17 protein-coding genes are annotated in these 17476 nt (G+C 70.4%); 2 read left to right on the top strand and 15 right to left on the bottom strand.

What is annotated here, in order from left to right; genetic code table 11:
• Positions 1-8: 8 nt before the first annotated feature.
• From ABEA10_RS46825 to ABEA10_RS46755, 15 genes are all read right to left on the bottom strand, one after another.
• Positions 9-1103 (bottom strand): ABC transporter substrate-binding protein, encoded by a 1095-nt coding sequence (locus tag ABEA10_RS46825; protein ID WP_345475166.1) that lies wholly within the window; start codon positions 1101-1103, stop codon positions 9-11.
• 47 nt (positions 1104-1150) lie between these two features.
• The gene (locus tag ABEA10_RS46820; RefSeq protein ID WP_345475165.1) at positions 1151-2629 is read right to left on the bottom strand and encodes an aldehyde dehydrogenase family protein; all 1479 of its coding nucleotides are present in this window, start codon (positions 2627-2629) and stop codon (positions 1151-1153) included.
• 42 nt (positions 2630-2671) lie between these two features.
• Complete coding sequence (locus ABEA10_RS46815) at positions 2672-3562, bottom strand: DUF6282 family protein (protein ID WP_345475164.1); 891 nt, start codon at positions 3560-3562, stop codon at positions 2672-2674.
• 9 nt (positions 3563-3571) lie between these two features.
• The gene (locus ABEA10_RS46810; RefSeq protein WP_345475163.1) at positions 3572-5233 is read right to left on the bottom strand and encodes an ABC transporter permease; all 1662 of its coding nucleotides are present in this window, start codon (positions 5231-5233) and stop codon (positions 3572-3574) included.
• Between the two features lie 99 nt (positions 5234-5332).
• Positions 5333-6439, bottom strand: a complete 1107-nt coding sequence (locus ABEA10_RS46805) for an ABC transporter substrate-binding protein (protein WP_345475162.1) — start codon at positions 6437-6439, stop codon at positions 5333-5335.
• A gap of 33 nt (positions 6440-6472) precedes the next feature.
• Entirely contained in the window at positions 6473-7252 is a 780-nt protein-coding gene (locus ABEA10_RS46800; protein WP_345475161.1) for an SDR family NAD(P)-dependent oxidoreductase, read from the bottom strand.
• Positions 7253-7529: 277 nt separating this feature from the next.
• Positions 7530-8522, bottom strand: a complete 993-nt coding sequence (locus tag ABEA10_RS46795; RefSeq protein WP_345475160.1) for an ABC transporter substrate-binding protein — start codon at positions 8520-8522, stop codon at positions 7530-7532.
• Between the two features lie 13 nt (positions 8523-8535).
• Positions 8536-8736: a hypothetical protein gene (locus ABEA10_RS46790; RefSeq protein ID WP_345475159.1), complete on the bottom strand. Its 201-nt coding sequence runs from the start codon at positions 8734-8736 to the stop codon at positions 8536-8538.
• Positions 8714-9337 (bottom strand): substrate-binding domain-containing protein, encoded by a 624-nt coding sequence (locus tag ABEA10_RS46785; protein WP_345475158.1) that lies wholly within the window; start codon positions 9335-9337, stop codon positions 8714-8716. The genes ABEA10_RS46790 and ABEA10_RS46785 overlap by 23 nt, the downstream gene beginning before the upstream one ends.
• The gene (locus ABEA10_RS46780) at positions 9334-9483 is read right to left on the bottom strand and encodes a hypothetical protein (protein WP_345475157.1); all 150 of its coding nucleotides are present in this window, start codon (positions 9481-9483) and stop codon (positions 9334-9336) included. The genes ABEA10_RS46785 and ABEA10_RS46780 overlap by 4 nt, the downstream gene beginning before the upstream one ends.
• The gene (locus ABEA10_RS46775) at positions 9483-9818 is read right to left on the bottom strand and encodes a hypothetical protein (RefSeq protein ID WP_345475156.1); all 336 of its coding nucleotides are present in this window, start codon (positions 9816-9818) and stop codon (positions 9483-9485) included. Before ABEA10_RS46775 ends, ABEA10_RS46780 begins: the two co-directional genes overlap by 1 nt.
• Positions 9819-9850: 32 nt before the next feature.
• Positions 9851-10426 (bottom strand): ABC transporter substrate-binding protein, encoded by a 576-nt coding sequence (locus ABEA10_RS46770; RefSeq protein WP_345475155.1) that lies wholly within the window; start codon positions 10424-10426, stop codon positions 9851-9853.
• A 50-nt stretch (positions 10427-10476) separates the two neighbouring features.
• On the bottom strand, positions 10477-12108 hold the full coding sequence (locus ABEA10_RS46765; RefSeq protein WP_345475154.1) for an FAD-dependent monooxygenase: 1632 nt from the start codon (positions 12106-12108) through the stop codon (positions 10477-10479).
• 2 nt (positions 12109-12110) lie between these two features.
• A complete protein-coding gene (locus ABEA10_RS46760) occupies positions 12111-13136 on the bottom strand; it encodes an amidohydrolase family protein (RefSeq protein WP_345475153.1) in 1026 nt (341 codons plus the stop codon).
• A gap of 93 nt (positions 13137-13229) precedes the next feature.
• Positions 13230-13979: a class II aldolase/adducin family protein gene (locus ABEA10_RS46755; protein ID WP_345475152.1), complete on the bottom strand. Its 750-nt coding sequence runs from the start codon at positions 13977-13979 to the stop codon at positions 13230-13232.
• Between the two features lie 98 nt (positions 13980-14077).
• Here ABEA10_RS46755 and ABEA10_RS46750 point away from each other — a divergent pair, with 98 nt between their 5' ends.
• Positions 14078-14836, top strand: a complete 759-nt coding sequence (locus ABEA10_RS46750) for an IclR family transcriptional regulator (RefSeq protein WP_345475151.1) — start codon at positions 14078-14080, stop codon at positions 14834-14836.
• Positions 14837-14985: 149 nt separating this feature from the next.
• Positions 14986-17466, top strand: a complete 2481-nt coding sequence (locus ABEA10_RS46745; protein ID WP_345475150.1) for a penicillin acylase family protein — start codon at positions 14986-14988, stop codon at positions 17464-17466.
• The last annotated feature ends 10 nt before the right edge of the window (positions 17467-17476 follow it).

The following is a 17476-nucleotide window of genomic DNA, read 5'->3' as shown; positions in this document are numbered from 1 at the left end:
CGCGTGGGTCAGCCGGCCTCGACGAAGAGGCGCTGGTAGAGGGAGTTCCACTGGGACATTTGCGCCGACGCCTGATCGGCGGGCACGTAGTTGGCGGTGAACCTCCCGCCGTCGGGCTTCAGCGCGGCAAGCTTGGCGGGGACCGCGGGACTGGCCGGGATGTCCCCGTGGTCGGCGATGATCTGCTGGCCCTCCTTGGAGAACATGAAGTCGAGGAAGAGCATCGCGGCGTGCGGGTGCGGCGCCTTGGCCGCGAGCGAGATCCGGCCGAGCTGGCTGGTCACCGGCTGCAGCGGCACCCAGTCCACCGGAGCGCCGTCGGCCCTGCTGCCCGTGACCTGGTGGTTGAAGACCTGGAGCGCGATCGGGAACTGGCCGGCCACGACCTGGTCGAGCACGGTGCGCCCGGAGGAGTTGACGTTGTGAATGTCCTGCTTCGCCAACTGCTGAAGGTAGGCCATGCCCTTGCTCTGGCCCATCGAGGTGAGGATGTTGCCGACGAAGGTCGGCGCTCCGGACCCGGCGCTGGTGCTCCAGGCCATCTTTCCCTTCCACTTCGGGTCCAGGAGATCCTGGTACGTCTTCGGCGGCTGACCCTGCGGAACGAGCTTGGTGTTGTAGGCGAGCACCATGTAGTAGAGCAGTTCGGTGCCCCAGTAGCCCTCGGGGTCCTTGAACCGCGACGGGAAGGACTTCAGCTCGGGGCTGTCGAACTTCTGCAGGAACCCCGCCTTCCGCAGCAGCGTCGAGGTCCCGGACCCGTCGACCACGTCCGCCCGGTACGACCGGGCGCGGTACTCCTGGATCATCTTCTGGGCGACCTGGTTGGAATCGCCCCGATACAGCTGAACGGTGATGAACGGGTACTTCTTGTGGAAGGCGTCGGCCATCGGCTTGGACACCTCCGTGGGGATCAGAGTGGTGTACCAGACGAGCCGCTTCTCCTTCTTCGCGCCCTCCACCAGCATGTTCGTGCGATCGCCCTTGGTGTACTGGGCCACTTGGGCGACCTGCCGCGCGGAGACGCCTCCGTTCGCGCAGCCGGCGACCGCGAGCGTGACGACCGCCGCGCAGAGCGCGCCGGCGACTCGATGACCGCGCATGTCCGTCCTCCTCACCCCCGAGACGTGTTCTCCGTCGTTCGCCGGGGTCAGGTGAGCGTGATGTTGACCGTCTTCTCGCGGGTGTAGGAGAGCAGTTCCTCCAGGGAGTTCTCCTTGCCGAGGCCGCTGTGCTTCCACCCGCCGAAGGCCGTTCCGGCCGGGCGCCGGCCGGTGCCGTTGACGTAGACGTAGCCGGCCTCGAGCCGGCGGGCCATCCGGTGCGCGGCCGTGACGTCGCGCGCCCAGACGTTGGCGGTGAGGCCGTACTCCGAGTCGTTGGCCCGGCGCAGCACGTCGTCCACGTCGGACCAGGCGAACACCGACATGACCGGACCGAAGATCTCCTCGCGGCCGATGCGCATGTCCTCGGTCACGTCGGCGAAGACCGTGGGCTCGACGTAGAAGCCGCGGTCCAGGTGCGGCGGCCGGCGGCCACCGGCCAGCAGCGTCGCGCCCTCACGCTTGCCGCTCTCGATGAACTCCATGACCCGCTCGTAGTGCGCGCGGAACGCCAGGGGGCCGACGTCGCTGCCCTCCTCGCTCGGGTCGCCGACGACGAGTTCGCCGACCCGCGCGACGAGCGCGTCGAGGAAGGCGTCTCGGATGTCGTCGTGCACGTACACGCGTGAGGCCGACCCGCACGACTGGCCGGCGCACCGGACGAGGTTCATCGCCGCGACGGCGGCGTGGGCCGCCTTGAACGGGTCGACGTCGGGGAAGACGATCAGGGGGTTCTTCCCGCCGAGTTCGAGGGTGACGTGCTTGATGTGCTCCGCCGCCGCGCGCAGCACCGCGCCACCCGTCGGCACCGAACCGGTGAAGGCGATCCGCGGCACACCGGGGTGGGAGGTGAGGGCGTTGCCCGCGCCCGCGCCACGGCCCGTGACGACCGACACGACACCCGGGGGGAAGACGTCCGCGGCGATCTCACCCATCTCCAGCGCGGACAGCGAGGTCTGCTCCGCCGGCTTGAGGATCACCGCGTTGCCCGCGGCGAGCGGCGCCGCGATCTTGCCCGCCGCGAACTTCAGCGGGTGGTTGAACGGGATGATGCGGCCCACGACCCCGTACGGGCTGCGCTCGGTGAACGTCAGGCTGTCCGGGAGCTGTGGTGCGGTGAACCCCTTGGTCTCCGAGGCGATCCCCGCGTAGTAGCCGATCTCATCGGAGACGCTGCGGGCGTCGGCCAGCATCCCGGCCAGGGGGTTGCCCGAGTCGGCGACGTCGAGCCGGGCGAACTCCTCCGCCCGTTCCCGGATGCGCGCGGCGAACTCGCGCAGCAGCTCGCCGCGCCGCCGCCACGGCACCGCCGCCCAGCCCTCGGCCGCCTCGCGGGCCGCCGTGACGGCGCGGTCGACGTCCGCGGGTCCGGCGTCGGGGAACGTCCCGATCGTCTCCTCGGTCGCCGGGTTGACGGAGGTGAGCCGCGCCCCGTCCGCGGCGTCCACCCACTCACCACCGACCAGCATCGGGCGATGGGGAACATCCACGGGGGCGGTCGCGCCGGCCTGGACCGTCTCAGTCACTGGGCATCATCCTCACAGGCGTCGATTCGTTGGTGGGGGAAGTCATTCCAGGCCGAGCGCCCGCGCGGGGTTCTCGGCGGCGACCCGGTGGATCTCCGCGGCGGTCAGCCCGGCGTCGTGCAGCGTGCCGAGTGTCAGGCGGAAGAGGTCGGACGGCTGCGGGACCGCGCCGGTGAAGTAGTCGGTGGCCACGACGACACGGTCCAGGCCGATCTCCCGGATGGCGGCCACCACCTCGGCGGGGTCCTTCCGGCCCGGCGCGATGTTGGTCCAGCACACCTCGGCGTACGCGCCGAGCTCGGCGACGCGCCGTACGGCGTCGAGGGGCGCGCGTACGGAGTTGGAGAGCGGATGGCTGCAGATGAGCCGGTCCAGCCCGGCCGTCGCCGCCTCCTCCGCCACGGCGAGGGACTCCTGCCACGACACGTGCCCGGTCGCGAGCGTGAGGCCGTGGTCGCGGCAGAACCGCACCAGGTCGCGTACGTCGTCGGTCGGCTTGCCGCCGTCGTCGATGACGCGCTGGACGCACAGTCTCTCCGGGCGGAACCACTCGAACGCGTCGGCCAGCCGCCGGTGGAACCCGCCGTTGCGCAGGTCGTTGACCGAGCCCCAGGTCGGCAGGAACACCGTCCGCGCGCCCTGGTGGTACGCGGCCTCGACGCTCCACAGGTCGATGCCGCCGGTGGCGCCGTTCAGCGTGATGCTCGGCCACACCTCGACCGGCCCCTCGTAGAGCCGCTTGATGAACGGCACCACCGAGACGGTCGGCCACAGGTGCGACTTCAGGACGACACCGCGCATGCCCGAGCGCTCCGCGGCGGGCAGCCATTCGTCCTCCGGCCCGCGCTTGCGGAACAACGTCTCGGAGAACTCCAGGTCGACGTGACAGTGCAGGTCGATCGTGTCCTGAAGGAGATCGTCGTAACGGTTCATCGTGAGCCCCTAGCCCTGGATCTCGATACGGGCGCGCCGCGCGATGACGCTGAGCAGCGCGACGCAGACGCCGAGGCCCAGCGTCCACACCACGCCGAAGGCGGCGCTCTGGGTGATCTGGCCGTTGTTGAACAGGTCGAACAGCGACACCGCCATGACCTGGGTGTCCGGGCTGGAGAGCAGCACGGACATGGACAGCTCCTTGCCGGCGACGAGGAAGACGAAGATCCACGCGGCCGCCAGCGACGGCATCAGCAGCGGCAGGACGATCCGTGCGAACGTACGGCCGGGCTTGGCGCCGCTCATCACGGCGGCCTCCTCCAGCTCCCGGCCGATCTGGACCAGGCCCGAGCCCGTGTAGCGCATCCCGTACGGCAGGTACCGTGCGACGAAGGCCAGCACGAAGATCCAGATCGTCCCGTACACCGCGATCGGGACCTGGAGGTAGAAGGCGGACACGCCGAGTCCCATGATGATGCCGGGAATGACGAGCGGGATGCCGCCGAGCTGCTCCAGCACCCAGCGACCGCGCAGTCGCGTCCGGGCCACGAACCAGCCGGCGCCCGCGGTCAGCAGGCACACCGCCGTCGCGGTGCACACGCCGATCAGCAGGGTGTTGGTGATCGAGCCGAGCAGCGCCGGCTGTCCGAGTACCGCGTGGTAGTTGTGCAGTGTCAGCAGCCGCGTCGGGATCTGCCCGGGCGCCGCGTAGTACGGCAGCACGCTCGCCCAGACCAGCAGCCCGATCGGCGCGACCAGGCCGACCAGGACGAAGAGCCACACCAGCGCGGTCGCCAGGGACCGCCACCGGCCCAACCTGATCCGGTGCGGCCGGAAGCCACGCCCGGTCACCGTCGCGTACGCGGCGCCTCGGCGGGTGATCCGGGCCGACAGCGCCAGCAGCACGCCGACCGCGACCATGAGGAGGACGGCGTACGCGCCGGCGCCTCCGTAGTCGGGCGGCTGTCGCTGCGTGCCGAGGTAGATCCTGGTCGTCATCACCGTGACGCCGCCGGGCAGGCCGACCATCGCCGGCACCTCGAACGCCTCGAGCGCGCGGACGAAGATGAGCATCGCGACGGCGATCCCGCCTGGTGTGACCAGCGGCGCGGACACCCGCGACAGCGTCTTGCCGACTCCGGCCCCCGACACCTGCGCGCACTCTTCCAGAGACGGGTCCATGTTGCGGAGTACGGCCGCCAGCAGCAGGAAGGCCAGCGGCGCCGACACCAGACCCTCCACGAAGATCATCACGGGCAGTGAGTAGGGCTTGACGACCTGGCCCAGGCCGAACCAGTGCCTCGCCGCCTGGTTCACCGGGCCGTTCGGCCCGAGCAGCAGGATCCACGACATCGCGTACAGCACATACGGCATCGCCAGGGCCAGCAGCATCGCGACCCGGCACACCCCGCGGCCGCGGGCGTCCGTGCGCTCGACCACCCACGCGAGCGTGCCGCCGACCACGAGGGCGAGGACGGTCGCGCCGGCCGCGAGCGTCAGGCTGTTGCCGACGACGCGCAGTGACGCTCCCTGCGTGAACAGATGCTTGTAGTTGTCCAGTGTGAACGTGCCGGGCTCACCGATGAAGTCCGTCGTGTACAGGCTCCGCTGCACCACCGTGACCAGCGGCGGAACGGTGAGCAGTGCGAACACGGCCGCGACGAGCCACATGACGATTCGAGGGGACAGGAGGGACGCTCGCTCGGTCCGCGGCCGTGCGGTGACGGAGGCCGGCGCGAACCGCGGCTCGGATGACACACCCATCGCGGATCAGCCGCCCTGCACGAAGAGCTGTTGGTACACGTCGCTCCAGTGGCTGAGCTGGGTCGCCGCCCGATCCTGGATGTAGTCGGCGGTGAACCGGCCCGGACCCGGCTTCAGCGTGGGCCGCAGCGCCTCGACCTGGGGACTGGCCGGGATGCCGCCGCGCTGCCGGACGATCTGCTGGCCCTCCTTGGAGAACATGAAGTCGAGGAAGAGCATCGCGGCGTCCGGATGCGGCGCCCGGGCCGCCAGCGAGATCCGCGAGACCTGGCCGGTCACCGGCTGCAGCGGGACCCAGTCCACCGGCGCGCCCGCCGCCTTGCTGAAGTCGACCTGATCGTTGAAGACCTGAAGAGCGAGCGGGAACTGGCCGGCCACGACCTGGTCCAGCACGCTCCGGCCGGAGGAGTTCACGTTGTGGATCCCCTGCCCGGCGAGCTGGTGAAGGTAGGCCGTGCCGCGGGCCTGGCCCATGGAGGTGAGGATGTTGCCGACGAAGGTGGGTGCGCCGGAGCCGGAGCTGGTGCTCCAGGCGAGTTTGCCCTTCCACTTCGGGTCCAGCAGATCCTGGTACGTCCGCGGCGTCTGACCGGAGGGGACGAGCTTGGTGTTGCGGGCGAGGACCATGTAGTAGAGCAGCTCGGCGCCCCAGTAGCCGCTCGGGTCCTTGAACTGCGCGGGGTAGGAGGCCAGCTCCGGGCTGCGGAACGGCTGCAGGAACCCGGTCCGCTGCAACATGGCCGACGTGCTGGTGCCGTCGATCAGGTCGACTCGGTACGAGCGCGTGCGGTACTCCTGGATCATCTTCTGCGCGACCGTGCCCGAGTCGCCGCGGTACAGCTGAACGGTGATGAACGGGTACTTCCGGTGGAACGCGTTCGCGAGCGGTTGGGCGATCTGGTTGGTGATCACGGTCGTGTACCAGACCAGACGCTTTTCCTTCTTCGCGCCCGCGATCAGCATGTTCGTACGGTCGGCCTTGGTGTACTGAGCGACCTCGGCGACCTTCTTGGCCGCCGAGGCACCGGTCTGTCCGCATCCCGCCGTCAGGATTCCCAACGTGACGGCGGACACGGCACCGATGATCGCCCGTAGTGTGCGCGGACCGGTCATCTCGCCACCTCTTCCGGGTTCGCTGGGAATCGATCAGTGCATGACCGAGCCACCGTCGACCACCAGGGTCTGTCCGGTGACGAAGTCGCTGTCCGGAGAGGCGAGGAACGCCACGGCGCCGACGAGGTCGGCGGGCATCTGGACGCGCTTGAGCGCGCGGTCGCCGAGCCGCTCCGCCCGGCGGTTCACCGTCGCCTCGTCCGGATCCTCCTCGCTCAGCGTGCTGCCCGGGGCGACGCAGTTGACGGTGATCCCGTCGCCGCCGAGCTCGCGGGCCAGCGTCCTGGTGAACCCGAGGATCGCGGCCTTGGCGGTCACGTAGTGAATGCGGGTCGCCGAGCCCTTGAGCGCGGTACCCGAGCTGATGTTGACGATCTTCCCGTAGCCGCGCTCACGCATGGCCGGGGCCACCGCCCGGGTGGTCAGCCACGGTCCCTTGACGTTGACCTCCATCAGCCGGTCCCACTCGGCCGGCTCGATCGCGTCGAAGGACGCCCGGGACATCGGTACGACGGAGAACATCGCGGCGTTGTTGACGAGCACCGTGATCGTGCCGAAGGCGTCCAGGGCGGCGGTCGCCAGCCGGCCGACGGAGGCCTCGTCGGCGATGTCGGCCTGGACCGCGACCGCCTCGCGGCCCTCCTCGCGAAGCGACGCGGCGACCTTCTCCGCCGCGTCGCCGTCGAGATCGGCGACCACGAGCCTGGCGCCCTCGGCGGCGAGGCGGCGCGCGTAGGCGACGCCGATCCCGTGGGCCGCGCCGGTCACGATCGCGGTCGCTCCCGTCAGTCGTCGGCAGTTCACTTCATCCATTGATCCTCCCTGGATAAACGCCATGCCGGACAGGAGCTCGAGCGTGATCGAGCGCATCACCGGAATCGCCGGGGGCTCGGCAGGGCTTTTCGGGGGTCGGCTGAGATTCGCGACAGAGTGACGTGCCGCCGTGGGCGGCGAATCGGCGTGAATGAGGGGTGCTCGCGGAGTCGCCGGATCGGCCTGGCTAGTCGCCACTTTTGCATATTGGTAATACCATTGCAATACCCAGACCTTATTTTCCGGCATGAGAAGGCCCGGCCGGGCGCGCCGGCTCTTACTTCAGGCTCGTGATGATCGACGCCGGGGGCACGACCGAGTCGGTGACCTTGAACTGCGCGGCCGCCTGGGACCACGGTTGGACGTCGGCGGGGGTCATGGTCGTGGCGAAGTCGGGCAGCGTGACCCGGCCGGCGAGCTGTGCGGAGACCTTCGTGTACTTCGGCAGGATCGAGGACAGGTAGCCCGGGTGCGCGGCCATGTACTGGTCGGCCTTGTTCAGCGCGGCGGTGAACCTCGATGCGACGTCCTTGTGGTGGGACAGCCATGAGGACGACGCCATCCAGCACGCGTACACGGGATGCCGTGCGATCTCGCTGTCCGGCTGCGGCGACATGACCTTCGAGCCGTGGGAGACCACCGTGGTGGTGAACGGCTCGTCGACGATCGCCGCCGCCACCCGCCCCGCCGACAACGCTCCCGGCATGCGGGGGTAGTCCAGCCCGATGAAGTGCACCGAGGCCGGGTTCACGCCCCGCGACTGAAGGTACTTCTCCGCGATCAGCTGGTTGGCGTTGTGCAGGGTGTTGACGGCGATCGTCGTACCGGCCAGGGCGGCGGGGGTTCGGATGGCCGCCGCGCGCGTACGCGAGACGACGAGCGCCAGCTGAGGACCGCTCGGCGAACGGAAGGCCGCGGCGAAGCAGGAGATGTCCAGGTGACGCCGGCGTGCCTGTAGCACCGAGACGATGTTCGACTGGCCGATGTCGACGGCATTGGACTGCAACGCCGGGACCACCTGCGCGCCACCGTTGATGGAGCGGACCTTCACCCGGAGCCGGTGCGCCTCGAACAGGTGCCGGCTCTCGGCGGTGTACAGGTCGCCCAGCCCGACGACCGGCGGCGCGCCGACGGTCACGGACGTGACACCGGCCGGCCCGCCCGAACCTCCACGGGCCGGCGCGAGCAGGGTGAGAGCGGCGGCCGTCAGCACCGCGGCCGGCCGCCCGGCGCGGCGGCGCATCGGGTGCGCGCCCCGGTTGTTCGCCATGGAGACCTCCCCTTCAGATCCGGTAACGCGTGCGGACGGACGCGGGGAACAGCTCATCGACCTCGACCCGGCGATGGGTGACGCCCTGCTCGTCCGCCCAGCGGGCGAACGCCTCGAGGGTCGTGCGGTTCGCGTCCACGCCGTACGGCCAGGGCTCGCCGCCGAACGCCGCGCGGGTGCGCGCCAGCGCCTCATCGGTCCACAGGAGCGGCACCCGGCTGCCGGGCCCCGCGGGCCCCGCGGCGAGCCGGGGGATGCGCGCTCAGGACGGCGTCGATGTCGCCCGCCAGGAGCATGTCGTTCAGGCTGCGGCCGGGCACCGGCGTCAGTTCGACGCCCGGCGGGAGTGCGAGCTTGACGTGCTCACGTCGTCCCGGCTGGTTCACGCCCGCCTGGAACCACCGCACCTCCTCCAGCGGGATTCCCCACTCCTGCGTGAGCAGCCCGCGCATGTACACCGCGGCGGTCTGCGCCCACTCGGGGATGCCGAGGCGCTTGCCCCGGAGCCGCTCCGGCGCGGTGATCTCGCCGGCCCGTACGTAGAACGCGGAGTGGCGGAACACCCGCGAGGGGAACACCGGGAGCCCGACCATCGAGTCGTCGCCCTGGGAGACCTGCGCGATGTACTTGCCCATCGACATCTCCGAGAGCTCCCACTCGCGGTACTCGTAGAAGCGGTGAAAGATCTCTTCGACCGGTAGCTCCAGCCACCGCACGCGCGCGCCCTCGACCGGAACCCGTCCGGACGTGAGCCCCGCGACGTGTTCGTAGTAGGCCATCGCCAGGGTGAGGTCCACCGTGGTTTGCGTCGTCACCTGGCCGCTCCGTTCCGCTCGACCAGCCCGAGCACCTGCTCGTGCAGCTCGTGGAAGCGCGGCAGCGCCCGGGTGACGGACTGGCTGCGCGGCCGGGGCAGGTCGACGGTGACCTGCGAGACGACCGTCGACGGCCGCGCCGACATCACCAGGACGCGGTCGCTGAGATAGATCGCCTCGCCGATGTCGTGGGTGACCAGGAGCGCGGCGAAGCCGACCTGCTCCCACAGGTCGCGACGACCAGGCCGATGAACATGGCTTCCAGCGTGGTGCCCAGGCTCGCGAGGATGTCGGTGGCGGAGTCGCCGAGCGCGCTCAGCACGGCGGGGATGGTCGGCAGGTTCTGGGTGTCCAGGACGCCCGTCTCGGTGAGTAGCGCCCAGACCACCAGCACCACCACGACGCCCGCCGCGCCCCGGAGGCGGCGGCGCCGCCGCGGACGTGGCGTGCGGGCCGGTCCGGAGCCTGCGGGGCGTGTCATCGCGGCGCGGGTCCCCCTTCGCGTGACGCTCGTCATGTCCCGGCCCCCATCAGCACCTCGTCGGGCGCCGGGACGGATTTGAGGAGTCCGTACTTTCGCGCGACGTTCTCCCACGCGGTGATGTCGCCGGGGGTCAGCTTGTCGGTGAACAGGGGCAACGTCATCGCCGACCGGGCCTGCGGGCTCACCTTCAGGTGCTTGCCGACGATGGTGCGGAACTCGTCCGGGTGGGTGGAGATATAGGTGTCGGTCTGCCGCATGGCCGCGACGAAATCCGCCGCGACGGTCTTGTGCGAGGACACCCAGGACTTCGACGCGTTCCAGCACGAATAGGTCGGGGTACCGGGCACCGAGGCCAGCGGCGTGCCGGTCAGTATCGTCCCGCCCTGGCCCATCGCGATCGTGGTGAACGGCTCGGTGGTCATCGCCGCGGCGACCCGCCCGGCCTTCAACGCGGCCGGCATGTCGGGGAACTGCAGGCCGATGAAGTGCACCGACGTCGGGCTCACCCCGTGTGCGGACAGGTAGGTATCGGTCAGCAACTCGTTGACGCCGGACGTGGCGTTCGCCGCGATCGTCTTGCCGGACAGGTCGGCCGGGCCGCGCACGCCGGCGGTGTGCGATGGTTGCCGGCATTCATGGGATTACCCCTTGGTCGTCACGACCGTCCGAGGGCGATCTGGTGACTGAGATGGCCGCTGGCCAGTGCCGCCAGGCGGCCGGGTTCGGGCAGCCCGTCCCGGCCGCGCCAGACGACGTGCAGGTCGGGCCGTACGAGAATGAGACGGTGGCCCTCGTAGACCGTCTCGGCTGCGGCCGAGCGGACCTCGAAGGCGGCGAACGGCGCGTCGTATCGCGCGAAGGCCCCGGCCAGCCCGGCGACGTCCGCCTCGGTGCCCGGGGTGTACAGCAGTGTGAAGCAGCGGCCCAGGTGGTCGTGCAGGGCCGTGCCGTCATCCAGCCAGATGTGCGGGAGCCGCGCGCCCGGCCAGGTCGTTGGCGTGTACTGGAAGCTGTTCGGATCCGGCCCGTCCCCCTCTTCGGAGACGATCAACGGTGAGTCCTGGTAGCGGTAGCCGAGTTCGATGCCGAGCAGGTCGTTGCTCCAGCGCTGCTCGCGGTCGGCGATCTCGGCCAGTGCGGCGCGCGTGCGCGCGCCCGCCGGGGTGTCGTCGGCGATGTCGGGCCGCCACGCGGCCCGCCAGGCACGCCGGCCCCCGGCCGCCTTGCGGGACGCCGCGACGTTGCGCTCGCCGATCGGCCTGCGTTCTCGTTCGTACGAGTCGAGCAGCGCCGGTCCGCCCCATCCGCGCAGGGTGCCGGCGAGCTTCCAGGCCAGGTCCACGGCGTCGCCGGCGCCGGTGTTCATGCCGAGCCCGCCGGTCGGGATGACGAGGTGGGCGGCGTCGCCCGCGATGAACACCCGGCTGTCGCGGTAGCGGTCGGCCAGCATGAGGCGCTGCGTCCATCGGCCGACGTACAGCGTCTCGTAGTCGACGGGGATGCCGGCCACCGACTCGAAGAGACGCGGCATGTCCTCGTCTCGGTCGACGACCGCGTGCAGGGAGAAGTGCTTCGTGTCGTCCTGGACGATGAGGAAGGAGGAACGCTCGTCCGCGATGTGGTAGTGGCGGCCCTTGCCGATCGGGATGCGTTCGAACAGGTCCGGGCAGTGGAACAGCGCCTGGCGCAGTTCGAGCAGCGAGTCGCCGCGCAGTTCGACGCCGAGCGTCTTGCGCACCGTGCTGTTGCCGCCGTCGCAGCCCACCAGGTAGTCGGCGCGGATCTCCCGGGATCCGCCGTCCGCGGTCCGTACCCGCGCGGTCACGCCGTCGCCGTCGTCATCGAGCCCGGTCAGCTCGTGGCCGAACCGGACCGTGACCCCGGGAGTGCGCTCCGCGACCTCGCGCAGCAACGGTTCCAGGGTGTACTGGGAGATCAGCTGGTACGGCTCCAGCGGCAGCGACCCGTCATTGACGTCGCGGGCGGTCGTGACGAACTCCGCGACCGACGGGTACCGATGGTGCACCAGCGGTGGCCGCGTCACCGACTCGACGCAGACGAAGACGTCCATCGGCACGTCGCGAGGCAGCCCCGCCGCCCGGATCCGGTCGGCGATGCCCGCACGCCGGAAGTTCTCCATCGTCCGTGCGTTGCACCGCTCCATCTTGGGCAGCCGGCCGAGTTCCGCCCGCTTGTCGATCAGTTCACAGGTGACGCCCTGCTGGCCGAGCTCGATCGCCAGCGTCAGCCCCACGGGGCCGCCGCCGACGATGAGAACCTCCGGCATGCTCACGCCTTTGCGGTAAGGCCGAGAAGGCGGGTGACGTTGCCGTGGAAGATGGTGTCCTGCTCGGCCTCGGTCAGCCCGACCTCCTGCAGGTTCTTGATGGTGGACCGGATATAGCCGGGGCCCCGCTCCGGGTCGTACGGGCTGTCGGAGCCGAACAGCACGTGGTCGACGCCGTAGAAGTCGATCGAGCAGCGTACGGCGTTGGCGGCACCGAACATCGCGGTGTCGACGTACATCTGCTTGAAGTACTCGATCGGCCGTTTGGTCAGTGGGTAGCCCTCGACGTCCTCCTTCTGGTCCTCCGGCGTACGGGCGCCGAGCTGGTCCCAGCCGGGGCCGACCCGGCCGGCGAAGTGCGGCACCATGCTGCCGCCGTGGTGGATGAGCAGCTTGAGATCCGGATGACGTTCCAGCACGCCGGAGAAGACGATCCGGGCCATGAACGCCGACAGGTCGTACTCCCAGCCGAACGTCCACCAGATCTCGTACCGGGACCGCGGCTCGGTCGGGTAGTCCGACCACGCGGAGCTACGGCAGGGATGCACCTGGAGGAGCCCGCCCGAGGCCGCCATGCGTTCGTAGAACCCCTCGAACCGCTCGTCGTCCATCGGCCGGCCGTTCACGTGGGTGTAGATCTGCGCGCCGTAGGCGCCGAGCTCCTCGACGGCATAGTCGAGTTCCGCCACCGCGGCGTCGGGATCGTCCATCGGAACACACGCTGTGAACCCGGCGAACCGGTCAGGATGGTCGCGGACCAGCTCGGCCATCGACTCGTTGCCGATGCGCGCCATCTCCTTGGAGATGGCCGGAGAGCCCAGATCCTCCACGGGCGGCGCGGCGATGTTGATGATCTGGCGGTAGTCGCCGAACTCGTCCATCTGGGCGAACCGGAGGTCCATGTCCACCAGCGACGGGATGTTGGACACGCGCTTGCGCAGGTTCGCCGCGTGCACGGCGACGTCCAGCTCGAAGAAACGGTCGTAGTAGGGCCGCGGCATGATGTGGCAGAAGGCGTCGATCTTCACGGGGTATCGGTTCTCCTCATCGTGTCCGCATCGCTGGGTGCGTCCTGGCCGGCCACGCATGTACCGTCACGCGGCCGAACGGAGTCGTGCCGGTTACGCCGGTACCGCTTTGACCGGATCGAGACCGGCCAGCTCCAGGTAGTACGCCCAGCGCCCGCCGATGGCCGCCACGGTCTCGCCCAGCCGGCTCAGCTCGTCCGGCTGGATGATCCGCGGCCGCAGGCCGGTCTTCAGGATGGTGAGGTTCGCCTCGGCGAGCTGTTCCACGGCGATCGCCGCCAGCACCGCCCGCCGCAGGTCGTCGGCGGCGCTGACGACGCCGTGACCCTGGAGATGACACAGTCCTCTCTGGCCCAGGGCGCCGGCGAGCTCGCGGCCGAGGTCCGGTGAGGTCACCAGGAGGGGGCACGGCCAGGTTCCGACGTCGCCGCCGGCCGTGAGCACCGATGGGACGTGCAGCACCGGGAGCAGCTCCGCGCCGATGACGCCGAGGAGGGTGCCGGCCGGCTGATGCGTGTGCACGACCGCGGACACGTCCGGCCGCGCGCGGTAGATCTCCGTATGGATGAAGCGCTCCGCCGGCGGCCCCTCGGCGTCCCCGGCGGCGCCGGCCTCGACGAGTTCGCCGTCGAGGTCGATCACGACCATGTCGTCGGGGGTCAGGCCGCCCAGGCCACGCACCCGGGGAGAGTGCTTCGGCTTGATGAGCACCCGGTCGGTGCCCGGCACGCGGGCGCTGCAGTGGCCGAGGTAGTCCACGAGGCCCTGGTGGTACAGCACGCGGTGCGCGGCGGCCAGCAACTCACGGAGGTGATCTTCTTCGGGGTGTCGCGACAAGGACATGCGGCCCGCCCTCCTACTATCATGTAGTGATAGTCAGAGTCTCTTGGTGTGAGAAATTTACGCCGAGTTAAATCGCTAATGCGGACGGTGTCAACCCTTTGTCCAGCTCTGCGCCGGTTCGCGGCGCCGAAAGCGCTCGGCGTGTCCTCGCCGTGCTCATGGCGTTCACCAAGGAACGCCACACCCTGTCAGCGCGCGACCTCGCCGAGGTCACCGGCATCCCGTTGCCGAGCGTCTACCGGTACGTCGCGTTCCTCCGGGACACGGGGCTGCTGGTCGGCGCCGACCAGGGCGGCTACCACCTGTCCGCGCGGGTCATCCAGCTCGCCCAGGCGGCCGAGGCCGCCGAGACGCTCGTCGACCTCGCCGATCCGGTCATGCGCCGGCTCGCCGCCGAGACCGGGGAGACGGTCATCCTGGTCCGCCTGGTCGGCAGTTCCGCCGTGTGCGTCCACCGGGTGGAGTCATCGCACCGGCTGCGCACGTCGTACGAGCCGGGCCAGCCGATGTCCCTCGAGCACGGAGCGAGCGCACGGATCCTGCTGGCGTCGATGTCTCCGGAGGCGCGACACGCGTACCTGGAGCCATTGGCCGCGCGCGATCCGGCGGCCGCGGCGCGGCTGGAAGAAGAGGTCGTGCTCGTGGAGCAGCGCGGCTGGGAGTGCAGTGAGGAAGAGATCGACATGGGGATCTGGGCGGCGGCCGCCGCCGTCCGGGACAGCACCGGCATCCTCGCCTCACTGTCCGTGCCCTCACCGCTGGTGCGGGCCCCCGCCGCGAAGCAACACAAGCTGCTCGGTCAGGTGCGCGCCGCCGCGGAAGAGATCAATGAGCTGCTGCGCTCCGCCCACCGCTGACCGGTAGGCCCCGCCCCCTTGGGGCGCCCATCCCCTCGTTGGTCGCGAATGAGCGCCTCAGCCGTCCTTGCGTCCGATGAACACGAAGCGGACAGGGGATCCGAAATGCTCTAGCCTTCCTCCACCCTCGGTACGGAGAAGAGGCGTTCATGACGAGGTTCGCGCCGCTGGGCCGGTTGCCCCGGTCCGCCCGCTGGCTGGTCCGTATCCTGATCGTGCTCCTGGTCCTCGCGCTGGTGCTCACCCTGTACGCGCGGTGGACGATCCGGCGGTCGTATCCGCGAACGAGTGGCCGGATCGCCGTTCCGGGACTGAGCAAGGACGTCACCGTCTACCGCGACCGGTACGGCATCCCGCAGATCTACGCCGACGACGCCGACGACCTGATGCGCGCCGAGGGCTACGTGCACGCGCAGGACCGGTTCTGGGAGATGGACTTCCGCCGCCACGTCACCGCCGGGCGGCTCTCGGAGCTGTTCGGCCGGACGACGCTCGACACCGACAAGGTCGTACGGACGATGGGCTGGCGCCGCGTGGCCGAACGGGAGCTGCCCCTGCTGCGCCCGGAGACGCGGCGCTACCTCCAGGCGTACGCCCAGGGCGTCAACGCGTGGCTGCGGCAGCATCCGGACACCGCGACGCAGAGCCTGGAGTACGCCGTGCTGGGGCTCCAGCGCACCGGCTACCACCCCGAGCCGTGGACCCCGGTCGACTCACTCGCCTGGCTCAAGGCCATGGCCTGGGACCTGCGCAGCAACATGGACGACGAACTCGGCCGCGCGCTGGCCGCCATTAAGGTGCCCAGGGACCGCGTCGACCAGCTGTACCCGGCCTATCCCTACGACCGGAACCCGGTCATCGTCGCCGGCGGCGAGAAGGCCCGGGGCGGCCCGGTGGACCGGCCCCGCGCGCGTACGCTGCCGCCCGCGCTGGAGAAGTTCTCCGCCGCGATCCACGCCATGCCGACGCTTCTCGGCAACGGCGCGCCCGGCCTCGGCTCGAACTCCTGGGTGGTGGCGGGCAGCCGCACGTCCACCGGCAAGCCGCTCCTCGCCAACGATCCGCACCTCGCGCCCGCCATGCCCTCGCTCTGGTACCAGGCGGGCCTGCACTGCCGGCAGGTGAGTCAGGCCTGCCCGTTCGACGTCGGCGGTTTCACCTTCTCCGGAGTCCCCGGCGTCGTCATCGGGCACAACCAGCGCGTCGCCTGGGGCTTCACCAACCTCGGCCCGGACGTCACCGATCTCTACCTCGAACGCGTGAGCGGCGGGACGTACGAGTACGAGGGCCGCCGGGAGCCGCTCCAGACCCGGACCGAGCAAATCAAGGTCGCGGGCGGCAGGCCGGTCACCATCACCGTACGGGCGACCCGGCACGGCCCGCTGCTGTCGGACGCGCTGGACGACGCGCGCCGGGCCGGGAACGGACTCGCGGTCGCGCTCCGCTGGACGGCGCTGGACCCGGGCCGTACGGCCGACGCCATCGGGCTGATGGACACCGCGCGGAACTGGACGGAGTTCCGCACCGCCGCCGCGTCCTTCGAGGTGCCCGCCCAGAACCTCGTGTACGCCGACGTCGACGGGAACATCGGGTACCAGGCGCCGGGGCGCATCCCGATCCGTACGAAGGGGGACGGCACCTGGCCCGCCGAGGGGTGGACGGGGAAGCAGGAGTGGAAGGGCTACCTGCCCTTCGACCGGCTGCCCGCGGTCTACGACCCGAAGCAGGGCTACATCGTCACCGCGAACAACGCCGCCACCGGTCCCGGCTACCCGGACCTGCTGACCAAGGACTGGGCGTACGGTTACCGCGCCGCGCGCATCGAGCAGCTCATCCGGCGGACGCCGGTGATGGACGCCGCGGGAATGGCGCGGATCCAGATGGACGACCGCAACGGGTTCGCGCCGGCGCTCGTGCCGCACCTGCTCCGCGTCGGCTCGGGCGCGACGGTGGACCTGCTGCGCGGCTGGGACTTCACCCAGGGCGCCGACTCCGCGCCCGCGGCGTACTACAACGCGGTCTACCGGCACCTGCTCATCCGCACGTTCAACGACGAGCTGCCGGACGGCGCCCGCCCCGACGGCGGCGACCGCTGGTTCGAGGTGCTGCGGAGGCTGCTCGACCGGCCGGCGGACCCCTGGTGGGACGACGTGCGGACGACCGGGGTGCAGGAGACCCGCGACGACGTCCTGCGCGCGGCGATGAAGGACGCCGGCACGGAGCTGCGCCACCGCCTCGGCGGTGACCCCGCGAAGTGGAAGTGGGGCGACCTGCACCGGCTGGAGCTGACCAACGAGACGTTCGGCGACTCGGGGATCGGGCCGATCGAGTGGCTCTTCAACCGCGGCCCGCTGAGGCTGGGCGGCGGTGACTCGCTCGTCGACGCCACCGGCTCCAACGCCCAGACCGGTTACGGAGTCGACTGGGTGCCGTCCATGCGCATGATCGTCGATCTGGCGGACCTCGACCGGTCGCGGTGGATCAATCTCACCGGGGAGTCCGGACACGCCTTCGACGCGCACTACTGGGACCAGGCGAAACTGTGGGCACGCGGCGAGACGATCCCGATGCGCGCCACGCCGGAGACGATCCGGCGCGAGGCCCGGCGGACGCTCACCCTGACGCCCTGAGCGCTCGCCG

The organism is Actinoallomurus oryzae, assembly GCF_039541955.1.
In the GTDB taxonomy this organism is placed as follows: domain Bacteria; phylum Actinomycetota; class Actinomycetes; order Streptosporangiales; family Streptosporangiaceae; genus Actinoallomurus; species Actinoallomurus oryzae.
The sequence above is the reverse complement of the archived record's forward strand: the minus strand, read 5'-3'. Positions and strand labels throughout refer to the sequence as shown.

Coding starts and splice junctions, on each gene's coding strand:
- ABEA10_RS46800 (WP_345475161.1), bottom strand. CDS start 7,252: ATGGATGAAGTGAACTGCCGACGACTGACGGGAGCGACCGCGATCGTG.
- ABEA10_RS46775 (WP_345475156.1), bottom strand. CDS start 9,818: ATGACACGCCCCGCAGGCTCCGGACCGGCCCGCACGCCACGTCCGCGG.
- ABEA10_RS46805 (WP_345475162.1), bottom strand. CDS start 6,439: ATGACCGGTCCGCGCACACTACGGGCGATCATCGGTGCCGTGTCCGCC.
- ABEA10_RS46780 (WP_345475157.1), bottom strand. CDS start 9,483: ATGTCGGCGCGGCCGTCGACGGTCGTCTCGCAGGTCACCGTCGACCTG.
- ABEA10_RS46795 (WP_345475160.1), bottom strand. CDS start 8,522: ATGGCGAACAACCGGGGCGCGCACCCGATGCGCCGCCGCGCCGGGCGG.
- ABEA10_RS46815 (WP_345475164.1), bottom strand. CDS start 3,562: ATGAACCGTTACGACGATCTCCTTCAGGACACGATCGACCTGCACTGT.
- ABEA10_RS46745 (WP_345475150.1), top strand. CDS start 14,986: ATGACGAGGTTCGCGCCGCTGGGCCGGTTGCCCCGGTCCGCCCGCTGG.
- ABEA10_RS46825 (WP_345475166.1), bottom strand. CDS start 1,103: ATGCGCGGTCATCGAGTCGCCGGCGCGCTCTGCGCGGCGGTCGTCACG.
- ABEA10_RS46765 (WP_345475154.1), bottom strand. CDS start 12,108: ATGCCGGAGGTTCTCATCGTCGGCGGCGGCCCCGTGGGGCTGACGCTG.
- ABEA10_RS46755 (WP_345475152.1), bottom strand. CDS start 13,979: ATGTCCTTGTCGCGACACCCCGAAGAAGATCACCTCCGTGAGTTGCTG.
- ABEA10_RS46810 (WP_345475163.1), bottom strand. CDS start 5,233: ATGTGGCTCGTCGCGGCCGTGTTCGCACTGCTCACCGTTCCGCCGCTG.